Annotated in this window: 12 protein-coding genes and 1 pseudogene; 5 read left to right on the top strand and 8 right to left on the bottom strand. The window is 51.2% G+C overall.

Annotated elements, in window-relative coordinates:
• Positions 1-121, bottom strand: a 121-nt coding sequence (locus BEG40_RS22215; RefSeq protein ID WP_244498947.1) for a hypothetical protein, incomplete at its 3' end; no start/stop codon positions are given.
• 216 nt (positions 122-337) lie between these two features.
• Positions 338-1,735, bottom strand: coding sequence for a cytochrome c peroxidase (gene ccp / locus BEG40_RS21220; RefSeq protein ID WP_000784840.1), 1,398 nt, complete (start codon positions 1,733-1,735; stop codon positions 338-340).
• 404 nt (positions 1,736-2,139) lie between these two features.
• Here ccp and BEG40_RS21215 point away from each other — a divergent pair, with 404 nt between their 5' ends.
• The gene (locus BEG40_RS21215) at positions 2,140-3,789 is read left to right on the top strand and encodes an alpha,alpha-trehalase (protein WP_000934235.1); all 1,650 of its coding nucleotides are present in this window, start codon (positions 2,140-2,142) and stop codon (positions 3,787-3,789) included.
• Between the two features lie 50 nt (positions 3,790-3,839).
• Here the strand turns inward: BEG40_RS21215 and BEG40_RS21210 are convergent, their stop codons facing one another.
• The gene (locus tag BEG40_RS21210) at positions 3,840-4,442 is read right to left on the bottom strand and encodes a helix-turn-helix transcriptional regulator (protein WP_001165766.1); all 603 of its coding nucleotides are present in this window, start codon (positions 4,440-4,442) and stop codon (positions 3,840-3,842) included.
• 518 nt (positions 4,443-4,960) lie between these two features.
• Between BEG40_RS21210 and BEG40_RS21205 the strand changes: the two genes are divergently transcribed.
• The 3 genes and pseudogenes from BEG40_RS21205 (at position 4,961) to BEG40_RS21195 (ending at position 8,619) form a co-directional block, all read left to right on the top strand.
• The gene (locus BEG40_RS21205; protein WP_032147810.1) at positions 4,961-5,860 is read left to right on the top strand and encodes a LysR family transcriptional regulator; all 900 of its coding nucleotides are present in this window, start codon (positions 4,961-4,963) and stop codon (positions 5,858-5,860) included.
• A 48-nt stretch (positions 5,861-5,908) separates the two neighbouring features.
• A complete protein-coding gene (yhjD, locus tag BEG40_RS21200) occupies positions 5,909-6,922 on the top strand; it encodes an inner membrane protein YhjD (RefSeq protein WP_000191243.1) in 1,014 nt (337 codons plus the stop codon).
• A gap of 373 nt (positions 6,923-7,295) precedes the next feature.
• Positions 7,296-8,619 (top strand): annotated as a pseudogene (locus BEG40_RS21195) (MFS transporter).
• 355 nt (positions 8,620-8,974) lie between these two features.
• Here BEG40_RS21195 and BEG40_RS21190 read toward each other — a convergent pair.
• On the bottom strand, positions 8,975-11,035 hold the full coding sequence (locus BEG40_RS21190) for an AsmA family protein (RefSeq protein WP_105286066.1): 2,061 nt from the start codon (positions 11,033-11,035) through the stop codon (positions 8,975-8,977).
• Positions 11,036-11,104: 69 nt separating this feature from the next.
• Positions 11,105-11,872: a cyclic-guanylate-specific phosphodiesterase gene (gene pdeH / locus BEG40_RS21185; protein ID WP_105286065.1), complete on the bottom strand. Its 768-nt coding sequence runs from the start codon at positions 11,870-11,872 to the stop codon at positions 11,105-11,107.
• A 231-nt stretch (positions 11,873-12,103) separates the two neighbouring features.
• Between pdeH and kdgK the strand changes: the two genes are divergently transcribed.
• Positions 12,104-13,033 carry a 2-dehydro-3-deoxygluconokinase gene (kdgK, locus tag BEG40_RS21175; protein WP_000037563.1) on the top strand — a complete coding sequence of 310 codons (930 nt, stop codon included), beginning with the start codon at positions 12,104-12,106 and terminating at the stop codon, positions 13,031-13,033.
• A 95-nt stretch (positions 13,034-13,128) separates the two neighbouring features.
• Here the strand turns inward: kdgK and BEG40_RS21170 are convergent, their stop codons facing one another.
• From BEG40_RS21170 to hmsP, 3 genes are all read right to left on the bottom strand, one after another.
• Positions 13,129-14,619: a M16 family metallopeptidase gene (locus BEG40_RS21170; RefSeq protein WP_105286063.1), complete on the bottom strand. Its 1,491-nt coding sequence runs from the start codon at positions 14,617-14,619 to the stop codon at positions 13,129-13,131.
• A gap of 219 nt (positions 14,620-14,838) precedes the next feature.
• Complete coding sequence (gene dctA, locus BEG40_RS21160; RefSeq protein ID WP_000858209.1) at positions 14,839-16,125, bottom strand: C4-dicarboxylate transporter DctC; 1,287 nt, start codon at positions 16,123-16,125, stop codon at positions 14,839-14,841.
• 182 nt (positions 16,126-16,307) lie between these two features.
• Positions 16,308-18,296, bottom strand: coding sequence for a biofilm formation regulator HmsP (hmsP, locus tag BEG40_RS21150; RefSeq protein ID WP_105286062.1), 1,989 nt, complete (start codon positions 18,294-18,296; stop codon positions 16,308-16,310).
• Positions 18,297-18,432: the final 136 nt, after the last annotated feature.

Raw genomic sequence — 18,432 nt, 5'->3', positions numbered from 1 at the left:
TGTCATCGCGCATTTCGTGCAGCGGAAAACGTTTAGATTCCGCGATAGTGGAAATTGCCTTTGCGCCAAAACGCGAGTCGAGTAGTTCTGAGCGGAAATCCGTTAACAGCTTCTGGTCCATTTCGAACTCCTTAAATTTATTTGAAGGCAATAAAAAAGTAGGATTTATCTGGAATGGACGCAAGGCGTTGCGGGTGTAATTTAAATAACAAAATCCTAAACAGAAAAACGACTTTTTATAATATAAACATTTAACATGATAATATAAAAAACAGACTTTATTATCGTAATAAAAATCGCCCGAAATTCCTGTTCGGGCGTTCGAATTAAGAATTAATTATTGTTTATCCTGCATATACGGTGTGTAAACTCCGTTCAGGCTGTGCAGGAAAGCCACGATATCATCCACATCCTCCTGCGGCAGCTCTTTACCTACCTGGTAGCGCAGCATCAGTTTCACCGCCCCGTCCAGCGTCGGCACATCGCCGCGATGGAAGTACGGCGCCGTTAGCGCAACGTTACGTAAACCGGGTACTTTCTGACGCAGTTTATCGCGTTCTTCTTTAGTAACATTCATACGACCAATATCCGCCGCCGTAATTTCACCAAAGTTAAAGTCTTTTTTCAGACCCAGCGGTTCGAAAGAACGTCCACCGAGAATAATACCGCCATGACACGTTGCACATTTATTATCTTTAAATAATTGATAACCTTTTTTCTGCTGCGCAGTCAGCGCATTTTCATCACCACGCAACCATTTATCAAACGGTGAATCCGGCGTAATTAATGTTTTCTCAAATTCAGCAATTGCGTCAGTAATATTTTCACCACTGAAACCTTGCGGATAAACTTTGAGGAACTGCGCTTTCAGCACAGGATCCTTTTCCAACTTCGCAATGATTTCGTCCCAGGATTTTGACGCCATTTCAATCGGATTCAGCGGCGGCCCACCCGCCTGATCCTGCAATGTTGCCGCACGACCATCCCAGAATTGCTCAACGTTAAACACCGAGTTAAACACCGTCGGCGCATTAATCGGCCCGACCGCACCACCGACGCCAATCGACGTTTTTCTGCCATCAACACCTCCCGCATTCAGCGCATGACAATGAGCACAAGAAATGGTGCTATCAGCCGATAAACGGGGATCGTGATACAGGGCAAACCCCAACGCCACTTTTTGAGCATCGGTAGGCAGTTTTTGCGGGATGGGCTGCACCGGTTCATTACGGTGCTCCGGCGCGGTGTCATTGCTGGCGTAATATTCCGCGCGCTGTTTTGCAATCCAGGCGAGTATTTCCGCCCGCTCTTCATCACTCACCTTACCCGCCCAGTGCAGTGCGGTATAACGCGTTGGCGGCATAGTTTCATACTGCATCACCCATTCAATCTTGTTCAGATCGCTTTGCGAAACGGGTTTATCTGCCAGCAGAGCCGCACGCACTGCCTCGAGGTTAAAAGATTTATATCCGAGCCTAATGTCGTAATCCATCAACTGTTTCGCGCCAGGAATATAATAATAGGCGGGTAATTCTGCGGAAGGCGTATGGCAATAGTCGCATCCTTTTTCGCGGAGAAAACCTAAAACCTTATTATTTTCACTGACAGCAGATGCCTGAACATCAGCCTGTTTACTGCGTTTATTATCGTGGTACCACACATAACCAGATAATCCTAAATAGCAAATCGCGACGCCAGCCAGGCCGATCGCGGTAATACGTGAGACCATTTTCATTATTCTTCCCTCACGGTAGTGAGTTATTGTGACCCAGAAAATTTTCCAGAATGCTGCAAACGTCTCTGCGAGACTAAACCATCATAAAAAACAGGGGAATTAGCTTTTTGATAGGAATCAATCAATTACATGAATATAAACTATCAATAAGATAGCCTATACCTATTACTCAGATCAGGAATGGCATATCATGATTACGGGGAGATCATGATTGAATGTTCCGAAAATGAAAATCAACATGGAATCATTATTTTTATAAATTCCATTGATATTAGTGCGTTATATTTTTTGCCCCATTAATAAACGTGATCCACCGCACGCTTTGTCGCCCATCGACCGGAGCGAATGACTACGCTTAAAGGAAAGCCCGAGAATTAGAGACGAATTTCGGAGGTCGGATCCTTATGCTCAATCAGAAAATTCAAAACCCTAATCCAGACGAACTGATGGTCGAGGTCGATCTCTGTTATGAACTGGATCCGTATGAATTAAAACTGGATGAGATGCTCGAGGCAGAGCCAGAACCCGAAATGATTGAAGGGCTGCCAGCCTCTGACGCGCTAACACCTGCTGACCGCTATCTCGAACTTTTCGAACATGTCCAGTCGGCAAAAATTTTCCCCGATAGTAAAACGTTTCCTGACTGCGCCCCCAAAATGGACCCGCTGGATATCTTAATCCGCTATCGTAAAGTGCGCCGTCATCGTGATTTCGATTTGCGCAAGTTTGTTGAAAATCACTTCTGGTTACCGGAAGTCTACTCCAGCGAGTATGTATCAGACCCGCAAAACTCCCTGAAAGAGCATATCGACCAGCTATGGCCGGTATTAACCCGCGAGCCGCAGGATCACATTCCGTGGTCTTCTCTGCTGGCGCTGCCGCAGTCGTATATTGTCCCTGGCGGTCGTTTTAGCGAAACCTACTATTGGGATTCCTATTTCACCATGCTGGGTCTGGCGGAAAGCGGGCGTGAAGATTTGCTGAAATGCATGGCCGATAACTTCGCCTGGATGATCGAAAACTACGGGCACATCCCCAACGGCAACCGCACCTACTATTTGAGCCGCTCGCAGCCACCGGTTTTTGCGCTGATGGTGGAGTTGTTTGAAGAAGATGGTGTACGCGGAGCGCGCCGCTATCTCGACCATCTGAAAATGGAATATGCCTTCTGGATGGACGGAGCAGAATCGCTGATCCCTAATCAGGCCTATCGGCATGTAGTGCGGATGCCGGATGGTTCGCTGCTTAACCGCTACTGGGACGACCGCGACACGCCGCGTGACGAATCCTGGCTGGAGGATGTGGAAACCGCGAAGCACTCTGGTCGTCCGCCGAACGAGGTGTACCGCGATTTACGCGCGGGCGCAGCTTCTGGCTGGGATTACTCCTCCCGCTGGCTACGCGACGCCGGTCGCCTGGCGAGTATTCGGACCACTCAGTTCATCCCCATCGATCTGAATGCTTTCCTGTTTAAACTGGAGAGCGCCATCGCCAACATCTCGGCGCTGAAAGGCGACAAGGAGACGGAAACTCTGTTCCGCCAGAAAGCCAATGCCCGCCGCGATGCGGTAAACCATTATCTCTGGGATGATGAAAATGGTCTCTACCGCGATTACGACTGGCGGCGCGAACAACAGGCTCTCTTTTCCGCTGCTGCCATTGTGCCGTTATATGTGGGCATGGCAAGCCATGAACAGGCCGACCGTCTGGCAAATGCCGTGCGCAGCCGGTTACTGACGCCGGGCGGGATTCTGGCAAGTGAGTATGAAACCGGTGAACAGTGGGATAAACCTAACGGCTGGGCGCCATTACAATGGATGGCGATTCAGGGATTTAAAATGTACGGTGATGACTATCTGGGGGATGAGATCGCGCGTAGCTGGCTGAAGACGGTGAATCAGTTCTACCTGGAACAGCACAAACTGATCGAGAAATACCATATTGCCGATGGTGTCCCCCGCGAGGGCGGCGGGGGCGAATATCCGTTGCAGGATGGGTTTGGCTGGACCAACGGTGTGGTACGCCGTTTAATTGGTCTATACGGCGAACCATAATATTTTTACAGCCAACCGCTAACTTCCTGCTAGCTGTAAAATTATCCTCTTCAGGAGGAGATATTTAACATCATCGCTGCCTGGGTACGGTTTTTCACTTCCAGACGGCGATAGAGCGATTCCAGGTGCGCTTTTACCGTTCCGGTGCTGATATTTAATGCCCGACCAATCTCTTTATTCGATTCGCCCGCCGCCAGCATGGTTAAAATTTCCCGCTGGCGGGCGCTTAACGATTTGAGATCTTTCGTATCCTTTTCCGGCGTGGTTCGCCAGTCACCGGGCAGAAACATCATTCCCATCGCCGCACTATTGACCGCCAACACGAACGTATCGATCGAAGAATCACGCGGTACAATCGCCATCACATTGAAATGAATAACCTCCTGCAACCATCGTTTGTTGCAATCCGAAGCCGTGATTAACACCTTAACCTCAGGAAATTGCACCACGGTTTTTTGCAGTAACCAGTAGCAAAACTCACCATCCTGATCGCCATCGAGCATAACTAAGGCTTCAGGGTAGCTTTCCAGCTTTTGCCATAACTCGTCTGCCTGACCGACGCCCTGAATACCTACTCCTGGAATACGTTGCTGTAAACTGACTTTCATTCCATGAATAAATATTGACTGCCTGTCAAACATGATTATTTGCATTACTGAATCTCCACCTGAATACGTTAAAAAGGCTTAAGTAGTGGAAGGGTATTACCCGAGAGACAAAATAAGAATTCGCCATTTGGCAGAGGCCATTCTACAGAGATGAAAGACAGAAAATAGTTACCGATATAAATAGTTACAGCTAAACGCCTGAAATTACATGTCGAGGGCACTATTTAAAAAAATCTTAAGGAATTCCTTATATTTTCGCGCCACGTTCCGGTTAACCCGGCCAATTCAGCGCACGCTTTAATAGCATCCACAGTTTAAGAAAGTGACTGGATTACGCACAAATACGCAATGTCGTGTGTGAGCATTTTATAAAACGAATCAAAATTTTGGTTTTCTGTTGGTTATTTCTCTATTCAGAGACGCGAATCCGCCTTTTATTCTCTAAAATCACCTCACTTTCAACGTTGCATCGTTGTGAAACCATGCATTAGATGTTAGAAAAAACAATAAACAATGCGATATACGCGTTACTGTTTCGCTGTGAACAACAATCGGTCAAAGAAATGGATAAAATTCACGCAATGCAGTTGTTCATCAAAGTCGCAGAGCTGGAGAGTTTTTCCCGCGCGGCGGATTTCTTTGCTTTGCCAAAGGGAAGTGTTTCGCGCCAGATACAGGCACTGGAACATCAACTTGGCACCCAGCTTCTCCAGCGCACCACGCGACGGGTCAAACTCACGCCTGATGGCATGACCTATTACCAACGGGCAAAAGATGTGTTGAGTAATCTCAACGAACTGGACGGTTTATTTCAGCAGGAGGCCACCAGCATCAGCGGTAAATTGCGCATCGATATCCCGTCCGGGATAGCAAAAACCCTGCTACTGCCGCGCCTGCCCGAATTTCTCCATCAATATCCGGGAATTGAACTGGAATTAAGCAGCAATGACCGTCCGGTAGATATTCTTCATGATGGCTTTGATTGCGTAGTACGCACGGGAACGTTGCCCGACGATGGACTCATCACCCGTCCCCTCGGCAAACTGACGATGGTCAACTGCGCCAGTCCGCACTATCTGACGCGCTTTGGTTATCCGCAAAGTCCCGACGACCTGACTTCGCACGCGGTAGTGCATTACACGCCACATCTGGGCGCGCATCCGTTGGGTTTTGAGGTTGCCAGTGTTAATGGCGTCCAGTGGTTTAAGTCCGGCGGCATGTTGACGGTAAACAGTAGAGAAAACTATCTTGCCGCCGGTCTGGCGGGACTGGGGATTATTCAGATCCCCCGCGTCACCGTACGCGAAGCCCTACGCGCCAGACAGCTTATCGAAGTGTTACCCAACTACCGCGCCGAACCACGCTCCATTTCTCTGGTTTACCCACAGCGTCGGGAGCTTTCCCGCCGTGTAAACCTGTTTATGCAGTGGCTGGCTGGTGTGATGAAAGAGTACCTGGACTGACCGACTATACTTTTTAAGAAAGACAACGACAGAAGGACTAAAGAGCGGATGACGCAGGAAAACGAGATCAAACGTCCCACCCAGGATCTGGAGCACGAGCCAATTAAGCATCTGGATAATAGCGATAAAGGCGGCAAAGTCAGTCAGGCACTGGAAACCGTCACCACCACCGCCGAAAAAATCCAACGCCAACCGATCATCGCGCACCTTATTCGCGCGACAGAACGCTTTAACGATCGGCTTGGTAATCAGTTTGGCGCGGCCATCACCTATTTCTCGTTTTTGTCGATGATCCCGATTTTAATGGTGTCATTTGCCGCAGGGGGTTTTGTGCTGGCTTCGCATCCGATGCTGTTGCAGGATATCTTCGACAAGATTCTGCAAAACATCAGCGATCCGACGCTTGCCGCCACGTTGAAAAACACCATCAACACTGCCGTTCAGCAGCGTACTACCGTAGGACTTGTTGGGTTAGCCGTGGCGCTATACTCCGGCATCAACTGGATGGGGAATTTACGTGAAGCAATTCGCGCCCAATCGCGCGATGTCTGGGAACGTTCGCCGCAAGATCAGGAGAAGTTCTGGGTAAAATATCTGCGTGACTTTATTTCGCTGATTGGTTTGTTGATTGCGCTGATTGTGACGCTCTCAATCACTTCCGTTGCCGGTTCTGCGCAACAAATGATTATTAGCGCGCTGCACCTTAATAGCATTGAGTGGCTGAAACCGACGTGGCGGTTGATTGGTCTGGCGATTTCTATCTTTGCCAACTATCTGCTTTTCTTCTGGATCTTCTGGCGCCTGCCGCGCCACCGTCCGCGTAGAAAGGCGCTGATTCGCGGGACGTTCCTCGCAGCGATTGGTTTTGAAGTGATTAAAATTGTGATGACGTATACCCTGCCGTCGTTGATGAAATCCCCATCTGGCGCAGCATTTGGTTCCGTGCTGGGGCTGATGGCATTTTTCTACTTCTTCGCTCGTCTGACGCTGTTTTGCGCGGCGTGGATTGCCACCGCCGAGTATAAAGATGACCCGCGAATGCCGGGGAAAACACAGCCTTAAAATATGCCGGATGCGGCGTAAACGCCTTATCCGGCCTGACTCCCCGTAGGCCGGATAAGATGCGCCAGCATCGCATCCGGCTATAATGTGCGCATAACCACCTGAAACGACATCTCTTCAGGAGCGAACAATTTCACGCCAACTCATTAGCCCAGCATATAAATCCAGTCGGTAACTTTTATTTAACCTGAAACCAGTTTTATTGACTATTTATGAAATTGTGTGAAGCATTTCATAGAAGAAAAATCATTAGCCTAAACATCATCCCCTTTTTGCTTGGTTTTTGACCATTTTCGCGATTTTTTACACATTGAAATATCACTTTTGCTGTGCGTAATATGGCTATTCGTTAGCCAAAAAATAAGAAAAGATTATGCAAGCAACAGCCACAACTCTCGAAAATAACCAGGAATTCACGCCGGTAAACTCGCGTAATAAAGTCCTTGTTGCCTCCCTCATTGGTACAGCCATTGAGTTCTTCGACTTTTACATTTACGCCACTGCAGCCGTCATTGTGTTCCCGCATATCTTCTTCCCGCAGGGCGACCCGGCGGCAGCGACCCTACAATCGCTTGCCACCTTCGCCATTGCCTTCGTCGCGCGCCCCATCGGCTCTGCCGTATTTGGTCATTTCGGCGATCGCGTTGGACGTAAAGCGACACTGGTCGCCTCTTTGCTAACGATGGGGATTTCGACCGTGGTGATTGGTCTGCTGCCGGGCTATGCCACGATTGGTATTTTCGCCCCGCTGCTGCTGGCACTGGCTCGATTTGGTCAGGGTCTGGGCTTAGGCGGTGAATGGGGCGGCGCGGCGCTGCTGGCGACTGAAAACGCCCCACCGCGCAAACGTGCACTGTATGGCTCCTTCCCACAGCTGGGCGCACCGATTGGCTTCTTCTTTGCCAACGGCACTTTCTTGCTGCTTTCCTGGCTACTGACCGACGAGCAGTTTATGAGCTGGGGCTGGCGTGTGCCATTTATCTTCTCGGCGGTGCTGGTCATTATCGGCCTGTATGTTCGCGTGTCGCTGCATGAGTCGCCGGTGTTTGAGAAAGTCGCTAAAGCGAAAAAACAGGTGAAGATCCCGCTGGGTACGCTGCTGACCCAAACATGTTCGCGTAACCGTACTGGGTACGTTCATTATGCTGGCAACCTATACGCTGTTTTACATCATGACGGTCTACTCTATGACCTTTAGTACCGCCGCCGCGCCAGTTGGGCTTGGCCTGCCGCGTAACGAAGTGCTGTGGATGCTGATGATGGCAGTAATTGGTTTTGGTGTGATGGTGCCAGTCGCCGGATTGCTGGCCGATGCCTTTGGTCGCCGTAAAAGCATGGTAATCATCACGACGCTTATCATCCTGTTCGCGCTGTTCGCCTTTAACCCGTTGCTCGGTTCTGGCAACCCGATTCTGGTTTTTGCCTTCCTGCTGCTAGGGTTAAGTCTGATGGGACTGACTTTCGGGCCGATGGGCGCGCTGTTGCCAGAGCTGTTCCCGACGGAAGTGCGTTACACCGGGGCATCGTTCTCTTACAACGTATCGTCGATTCTTGGGGCTTCCGTTGCGCCGTATATCGCAGCCTGGTTGCAGACTAACTACGGGTTAGGTGCAGTGGGGTTATATCTGGCGGCAATGGCTGGCTTGACGTTAATTGCCCTGCTGCTGACCCATGAGACGCGACATCAGTCTTTGTAAGTATCGTGCGGGCTGCCACCCTCACCCCAGCCCTCTCCCTGAAAGGGAGAGGGAGAAAAGCGGAGCGAGATGTTACATCGCGAACATAACAGCCCTCCCCCCCAGAAAGTGAACGGAAAAGCGGTACTCGTTATTTCAACACGCACAAAACAGTCCCCTCGCCAGAAAGTGAACGGAAAAGCGGCTCTCGCTGTTTCAACACGCACGAAACAGTTCCCTCGCCAGAAAGTGAACGGAAAAGCGGTACTCGTTGTTTCAACACACACAAAACAGTCCCCTCGCCCCTTTGGGGAGAGGGTTAGGGTGAGGGGAACACGCTGTTTCCGAACTCACCAGCAAACACAATCCCCCCTCATCACTTCTTCATCTGCGACAAAATCATCCGGCACTGATTAGCTTCACCTTCTGAAGGCGAAATCAGCGCCAGTAACGCCGCCGCAGGCGTCACCAGCGTTGCCAGCGCCGCCGCAACAGCACCACGAGCAATCAACGGCCCGGCTTTCACGCCAGCCTGCGGGTTCTTAAACGTGCCACGTACATACAGCGGCGAACGCAGCGTGATAATACGAATCCCTTTGCTCTCCGGATCAATAGTCAAATCCAGTTGCTCCGAAGCAAAACTTGCCGTGCCGGTAACGTTAATCAACGCGTTCTCAGTATCGAAAGCAAAAATCTGCGGGCGTGCCACACCGTTAGCGATATCCAGATTCGCCGCCGCGCAGTTCACCCGCACCTCATCATCACCGAAAATCGCACCGACAATGTAGTTTCCGACGTTCAGCCCAACAATCTCCATCAGGTTACGGCTCACCAGCCCGTCATTCATCAACAGTTTCAGGTTGCCGTTACTGTTGCCTAAAAGCGCCGCCACCGAGTTACCGCTACCACGCAGTTCAGCATCGCCGTTCATTTCTCCCAGCGTTTTCTGCATCAGTTCTACATCCGGCATCAGCTCCTTCAGCTTCAGTCGACGAGCCTGTATATCCGCCCGCCCCTGCATCGGTTTTTTGTCCCCTTCCAGATGAATATTCGCCGCAATGCTGCCGCCCGCCATACCAAATTTCAGCGGTTGCAGGCGCAGGTCAGCGTTTTTGAGGATGATATGGGTTGAAAGATCTCTAATCGGCAAACTGCTGCCATGCTCGATACGTCGGCCTTTGAAGCGAACATCGGCATCCATAACGTCCCATTTATCGGTTTCGAAGCGGTCATAAGGCAGCACTTTGCCCGCAGGCTGAACGCTTTTCTCGCCCTTCTTCTGTTCAGACCGTTTCGACTTTTCTGCCCCTTTCCCGGAATCAACGCCAATCAACGGCCCCAAATCAGCCAGCCGTAACTGCCGCGACTCAACGTCACCTTCCAGCTTTGGTCGCGGCTTGCCGGTGGTGTAGACCAGAGAACCGTGGATATCGCTATCGCCAATTCGCCCATTAAAACCGCGATAATCAAAGACCGACGATTTTTCAGTGTCGATTTTCGCTACCAGCCGACCATCTGTTTCAAACGGCGGGGTATCGGGCAGCAGAACGCCCGTCAGTTCATAGAGATCACCCAGCGAATCGCCAGAAAATTTAAGCCGTAAATCGACACCGCCCATCTTCATTGGGTCATTCACGACGCCATCAAAGGCAGCACGGGTATTACCGGAGCGAAAATCAGCCTGCACCGGAAACGGTGTTCCTTCGCCACGCAGCGCCAGCATACCGCCTATTTTTCCCGTACCCGTGAGCGGTTCACCGTTATAACGTCCCTGCGCCTTCAGGCCAAAAACGTAATCACCCACCTTTTCTTTATCCGCTTTACCTTTCGATCCGGTAACTTCGCTGAACGGCAGCGGCTTGCCTAACGGATCGACAAAAATTTCCAGATCCGCTTTGCTTACTTTGTCATCAATAGCGATCCGCCCTTGATCAAACAGAATATTATCCAGGCGGAACGACCACGCCGACGGCTTCGCATTCGCGTCTTTGTTGTCATCGTTGGCGAGATTAAACGTCCAATTGTTATTCTTTTCCGAGAGGCTAATCAGGCGCGCGTCGGGCTTTTCCAGCTTGATCCACGGCAGCCAGACCGTTTTAGTCAGCAACGCCAGCGGAGCCAGCGTCGCTTCTACGCGCGGTAAATGTACCATCGTCACTTCGGGAATATCCGGCGGGTTGCCGAGAATGATGTCTTGTGCGTGTACATGAGGCCACGGCACCCAGCTACGCCAGCCGGTTTCCTGCTTTTGCCGTTCCCACACCACACCCAGATCGCCACGGATGGCGAAGGGGCGATTCAGTTCCGCAGAGACTTTCTGGTTGATGGTCGGTTTGAGACGGTTCCAGTCAAACGTTGCAATCAAAATGATCGCCACGACGATCAACAACAAGAAAGCCCCTGAAATCGCAGCGGTTATTTTGCCTGCTTTGCTCATAGTTCGCTTCCTCACATTCTTCCTGTGCCAGTCCTAAAGATAGTCCAGCCAGGCAGAAAATGAGGGGGCTTACAGAGCCAGCGCCACTGAGTCCAGCGTTTCTATTGGTGCCGGACGTGAAAGAAACCAGCCTTGTGCGGCGAATGCGGGAGAATTTTGCACATCGCCCCATTCTTCCTCAGTCTCGATACCTTCGACGATCACCCCACGGCAGTAGCGGTTCATCAAATGCAAAAGCTGGGAAAAGAGCGTGCGACCTTCTGGCGACTGGCGCAACATCACAAACAGTTCGCGAGCGATTTTGATGTAGTCGTAACGCACTTCACTTAGCGCAGAGAAATTTGCCATCCCGGTGCCAAAATCATCCAGCCACAGTGGGCCAAATTCGCACATCGAAGCAAACGTTGAATCTTTCGGTAGACGGATGTGTTCCACCAGTTCGAAACGCAGCCAGGGAAGACGGTCAATCTGACGCAAAATTTCCGGCTGCTGACGTAGGGCGAGAAGCGTAGGTCCATCAATATTAACCGATGCCAGCAGGCCGTGCTCAACGAAGAACGCAGCTTTTTTCGCCAGTAAATCAATCTGTTCTTTCACCACATCCATACGATGCCTGACGGTGATTCCGGCAAAATAACGATCTGGCGGCAGCCGTTGCGAGGGATTATCAGGATGCGTAACAATGGTTAAAAGCTCCACGGCCATCCATCGTCCGGAAGTCTGGTAAATCGGCTGCCAGGTATAAACGCGCTCACACTGCAACCAAAAACGCCGTTCCTGCAAGCTCTCGATGCTTGCTTCAGGGTTGCTTATTCGCTGGATAACCTGCCTTATCATCGAAGATGTCCTGTGTTTAAAAGTGATACTGCCCGGACTCGACAAATATTATCGGCGCGCCACGGCAGAACTTTACCGCCAGAGAGAAGTTAATTTGCCCACGCAACGACGGAATCTTCCAGGAATACGTTCTGGCTCAAAAAAATAATGGAACAGTGTTTTAATATAGTTGACCAGCAAACCACCACAGCGCAAACTAACGCTAATTTTTTACAGATCAGGTTCACGACTATGTCCAAAAAGATTGCCGTGATTGGCGAATGCATGATTGAGCTTTCCGAGAAAGGCGCAGACGTTAAGCGCGGTTTCGGCGGCGATACCCTGAACACTTCCGTCTATATCGCTCGTCAGGTCGATCCTGCGGCATTAACCGTTCATTACGTAACGGCGCTGGGAACGGACAGTTTTAGTCAGCAGATGCTGGACGCCTGGCACGGCGAGAACGTCGATACTTCCCTGACCCAACGGATGGAAAACCGCCTGCCGGGTCTTTACTACATTGAAACCGATAGCACTGGCGAACGCACTTTCTACTACTGGCGTAACGAAGCCGCTGCTAAATTCTGGCTGGAGAGCGAGCAGTCAGCAGCGATTTGTGAAGAGCTGGCGAATTTCGATTACCTTTACCTTAGCGGGATTAGCCTGGCGATCTTAAGCCCGACCAGCCGCGAGAAGCTGCTTTCTCTGTTGCGCGAATGCCGCGCCAACGGCGGGAAGGTCATTTTCGACAATAACTACCGTCCGCGCCTGTGGGCGAGCAAAGAAGAGACGCAGCAGGTGTACCAGCAAATGCTGGAATGCACAGATATCGCCTTCCTGACGCTGGACGATGAAGACGCGCTGTGGGGTCAACAGCCGGTGGAAGACGTCATTGCGCGCACCCATAACGCAGGCGTGAAAGAAGTGGTAGTAAAACGCGGGGCGGATTCTTGCCTGGTTTCTATTGCTGGCGAAGGGTTAGTGGATGTTCCAGCGGTGAAACTGCCGAAAGAAAAAGTGATCGACACCACCGCTGCGGGTGACTCTTTCAGCGCCGGTTATCTGGCGGTACGCCTGACCGGGGGAAGTGCAGAAGAAGCGGCAAAACGCGGACATTTGACTGCAAGTACGGTTATCCAGTATCGCGGCGCGATTATCCCGCGTGAGGCGATGCCAGCGTAAAAGCAGCATATGCAAAAGGCTGGATAAAGTGTTACCCCTCTATCCAGCTCATCCATAAATACCTGATGGTTGTGCTAACTCATCACCATCAGGCATTACTGTGCAGGTGGAATATCCGTCACTTCAGGATGCACATCATCCGTGGCGACAGACGTCGCCGTGGCCGATGGCGCCATGATTTGATCCCAGGCAGCCTGCAACGATTTCATGTTAAATTCCGGCTCGCCTTTCGGCTGTAGCAGAATTAACGCCATGTCGTTCGACAACTGCTGACGCAGATCCTGATTTAACATCTCCACCGTCAGGCTGTTAAGGAAATCCTGACGCAGTTTCTGATATTGCTCCGGTGCGATATCGACAACCTGATTTTGCAGTGAACGCATCCGCTGCCCCATCAGAATATCGGTATCAGCTCGTGCATAGGCGGCAAACAGTTTCTGCAGCTCCAGTTTCTTTTGCGCGACCAGGGCGTTGAACTCTTCTTCCGGCAGACCTTTATCGCGGACTTTCGCCAGCTCACGCGCCACCAGATTAAGGTTGCTGTTCAGCTTGTCGTTTGGTGACTCGATGTTGATGGCACATTGCGCACGCAGATACAGCACACGGCAATCGAATCCAAGGCCGATGTCTTTGCTGTTATTGGCGCTTAATGCTTGCTGAACATGCCAGAACAGCGCCTCACGAGCCAGATCCGCGCGCCAGTAGCGCAGCAGTGCGGCAGATTCACGAATTGGCTGCCACGGCGTGTCCCACATGATAGATAACCGATCCTGGCGCACCGCGTCGGTCATAATGCTCACCGCTTCCGCACGCAGCGGAGAAAGCGTCGGCACCGGAGCCGGTGTTTCACGTTTGCCTTTCAGTTCGCCAAACGTTTTGTTGATCTGGTCTACAACCGAGCGCGCATCAACGTTTCCCACCACCAGCAGCGTCATTGCATCCGGGGTATACCATTTCTGGTAGAAATCTTTAATCTTTTCCGCTTCAACGGGATTTTTCAGCGGATCGGCAGGATCGTGACCTAACAAAGTTGATCCTTTCAGGCGATAGCGCCACCAGCCTTCTTTAGTGTCGGCAGGCCAGGTTGCCACCATATCCTGGCTTTGCAGCGCATGGTTAACCGTTTCTGGTGTGATGGTCAGCTTGCCGGTCGCATTCGCCAGATAAGAGAGCGCCTCTTTCAGTAGATCGTTACGATTATTTGGCAAACTCAGATTAAACAGCGTGGTGTCGTAAGAGACGATCACCGGCGGCATTGGGCGCTTAGGGTCGATCCCCTGCTGCCACAATGAACGTGCCTGTGCCGCTTCCAGACCACCGCTTTGCGTCAGCGCAATACGAGGAATGGCATGACTGTAACCGCTCTGTTGGGTGCTTTCGGCGAGCGAACCGGTATTAACCAGCAGGCGAATTTCAACACGATCGCTGGGACGCTGGGGCGTGGTCAGCACTTGCCACTGTAAACCGTTGGCGAGCGTCCCCTGTTGCCATGCTGGATCAGGCTGGAGCGCATCTGCCTGCACATAGCCAGCAGTGGCCATCACCAGCAAACCGCCCGCTAAAAGTCGAATTTTTGTGCCCTGCATGTGAACCCCTGATCAACTATCCTGGTAATAAAAGACTGCCCGCTATCGGTCAGCCTAAATGACGTTAAAAACACTTCGTGTTAGACCGCAAGAACATGAAAATGTCACGGAGGAAGTGAAATAAACCCGAACTCACCCAGGTGGTAAATTCGGGCACAGGGGGCAATTATGCGCAAACACCCGCACTCGGGGAAGGGAGTGCGGGCATAAGTGGTGAGATTAAGAGGATAATTCGTGCGTTTTGCCATCCGGCGCACGATTATTCAGCACATCATCCAGTTTTTTGTGGTCCAGTTCTTTCACCCACTTCGCAACGACGATGGTCGCTACGCCGTTACCGACCAGGTTAGTCAGCGCACGGGCTTCTGACATGAAGCGGTCGATACCGAGGATCAGCGCCAGACCCGCCACCGGTAAATGGCCCACCGCAGAGAGTGTCGCCGCCAGCACGATAAAGCCACTGCCCGTTACCCCAGCCGCCCCTTTGGAAGAGAGCAGCAACACAATTAACAGCGTAATTTGGTGGACGATATCCATCTCACTGTTAGTAGCCTGGGCGATAAATACCGCCGCCATCGTCAGGTATATCGATGTTCCATCAAGGTTAAACGAGTAGCCTGTCGGGATAACCAGCCCCACCACCGACTTCCGGCAGCCGAGTTTTTCCATCTTGTCGAGCATACGCGGCAGCGCCGACTCGGAAGAGGATGTTCCCAGCACAATCAGCAGTTCTTCACGGATGTAGCGTATAAATTTGAAGATACTGAAACCGGTCGCTTTAGCGATTGAACCCAGTACCAGCACCACAAACAGGATACAGGTGATGTAGAAGCAGATAATGAGCTGCCCCAGTTGCACTAGCGTGCCGACGCCGTATTTACCGATGGTAAACGCCATCGCCCCAAACGCACCGATGGGTGCCAGACGCATGATCATATTGATGATGCCGAAGATGACCTGCGAGAAACTTTCGATGACGTTAAAAATCAGTTGGCCTTTGCTGCCCAGACGGTGGAGCGCAAAACCAAACAGTACGGCAAACAGCAGCACCTGCAGGATGTTACCGCTGGCAAATGCGCCAATGACGCTAGCCGGGATGACATCCATAATAAAGGCGACAATGCCCTGGTCTTTTGCCTGATCGGCGTAAACTGCTACCGCTTTCGCATCAAGCGTTGCCGGATCGACGTTCATTCCGGCGCCAGGCTGCACGACGTTAACAATAATAAGACCAATAATCAGCGCGATGGTACTGACAATTTCAAAGTAAAGCAGTGCGACTGCGCCGGTACGACCGACCGCCTTCATGCTTTCCATGCCCGCAATGCCCGTTACGACGGTACAAAAGATGACAGGAGCGATGATCATCTTAATGAGCTTAACGAACCCGTCGCCAAGCGGTTTCATTTGCTCGCCTATCTCAGGGTAGAAATGGCCAAGGAGAATACCAATGGCTATCGCTGTCAGGACCTGAAAGTAAAGGCTTTTAAACAGAGAGGTTTTCATAGGGTGTCCTTTAGTAAAACCACAGGTCTTGTAAGGTTATGGGGTACCTGCGGCCTTAAAATAACACCCAGACAACATCACAGAAATGTACCTGGATCATAATTGAAACAAAAAGGTTAAAAAGTTTGAGCTGGCTCGCACAAACCAGCACTTTTTAAAGTTTTGTAATCAGTTTGGGGTAGCTACTTTTCTTCCAGGTAACTCTCTTCGAAGATTTCGATGGGGAGAGGACGGGCAAAAAGGAAGCCCTGGGCAATACCAACACCTGCGTTTGCCAGCCAGTCGCGTTGCGCTTCCGTTTCTACGCCTTCAGCAATCATTTGCAGATTCAGGCTTTGTGCCAGCATGATAATTGCAGCAATCATGCTGCTATCTTCCGGTAAGCCCTCAACAAACATTTTGTCGATTTTCAGCACGTCTATTGGCAACGATTTCATATGCTGCAACTGACGCAGCCCTGCGTAACCCATGCCGAAATCATCCAGCGCCACCTGTACGCCGGCGTTGCGCAGCGGACGGAGGATCGCCACCGCCGCGTGAGGGTCATCAATGCGTCGGCTTTCCGTGACCTCCAGGATCAACGTTCCAGGCTGAATACGATAACGAGTTAATAACCCCAGCATATCCGGCACCATATTTGGGTGCATCAACTGTAGCGCCGAGAGATTCACCGATAATGGCAACATAATGCCGCGCTCTTGCCAGGCAGCAAGCAGTCGACAGGATTCCTCCAGCACCCAATGACCAACGGTAACCATCAGCCCACAGGACTCAATACGATCGATTAAGCCATCCGGCAGTTCCCAGGTGCCATCCGCTTGCTGGATGCGCAGCAACGCTTCCGCGCTGACGAGTTTGCCGCTGGTCATCTCCACCTGTGGCTGTAGCCAAATAGCAAACTTATGATTTTCCAGTGCATTAAGGATATCGCTCTCTTCCGTCAACCGTTGTTGAGCTTCTTCCATCTGCTGTGGATCATAGAACTGAATCTGATTCTTCCCTTTATGACGAGCGGTAAATGCCGCCGAAATAGCACGACCATAAAGTTGTTCGGCAGTGAGATCGCCATAGAACATCGCCACACCGATGCTACAGTGCGGACGTAGCTGAATACGTTCAATCGGCAAGCGTTCACTCATGATAGTGAGCACTTGCTGACCTAATGTGATAGCGTGCCACGGTTCCTGTACACCATTAGCGATCACAGCGAAGTCATAGCCACTGACCTGTGCGAGGATCATGCGTGGCGACAGCACCGATTTAATTTTCTCCACCAGCGTCAGTAGCAGGATTTCCCGCTGCGCCTCTTTCAGTACGCCAGCAGTATCACGTAGCGTTTCACAAGTGATGATCATCAGTGCGGTGGTTTGTTTACGTGCGACCACCTGTTCCAGCATCTCCATCAGCAAGGCTTTGTTTGGCAAATCCGACACCGGGAAACGCATCGCGTTTTCGCACTGTTCTTCATAATGCCGCTGCAACAGTTGCTGATTGAGGTTGTAACTGCGCACCAGCATACCGATTTCGTCGTCCTGGTGCAGACGCGGCAAGGCCAGTTGATGGCCAACAATCTCTTGCGGTGGAATGGCGTTTAGCTCACGAGCGATATTGCGTAAAGGATGTAATATCAGTCGATTAATGCACCAACTAATCGCCACCGTCAGGATCAGCGACAAAAGTAAGTAAATGGTCACTAACGTAGAGACAGTGCTCATCACGAACTTGTACATGCGGAAGGAATCTGCCTGTAACACCAGATAGGCAATCGGCTGCGGGGTAGCAGGACGTTCCAGCGAGTAGACGCCCAGCGAGATTTGTACCGGTAACTCAAACAGTCGGGTGAACGTCACCGGCACCGGTCGCTCTGGAATAAAACTTTTACGCAGTGCCTGGAACTGATTAGGCAGCACTACGTCGGCGCGACTGACCACGCCCGCTGGTTTGATGCTGGCAAGAATAGCTTCCGCCTGAGGAATATCACCTTTCAAGATGGCGGAAGATAAGGGTTCGCGGACAGAGCGAGCAATGCTTTCCAGTTGCGTAGCCGTGTTATAGCGATTCTGCTGTACCAGATGAAACAGCAAAACAGTGCAAAAAACAAAAACGAACACCATGACAACGGCCGCCACCATTGCCATCTGCTTAATTGTTAACGAGCGACTAACGCGCAAATTGTCTCCCCCCGGAAATCCCAGATTGCCGCCCGAGTATACCCGATCGCAGCGGCATTAAGAGAGGCGCTATCTGAAAACTTACCAGTCGGCGTAAGGTATCAGCGGCTGCGGCGGTAAATCCATGTCGCCCTGC

The sequence above is a fragment of the Escherichia sp. MOD1-EC5495 genome, from assembly GCF_002965965.1.
Taxonomy (GTDB): Bacteria; Pseudomonadota; Gammaproteobacteria; order Enterobacterales; family Enterobacteriaceae; genus Escherichia; species Escherichia ruysiae.
The sequence above is the reverse complement of the archived record's forward strand: the minus strand, read 5'-3'. Positions and strand labels throughout refer to the sequence as shown.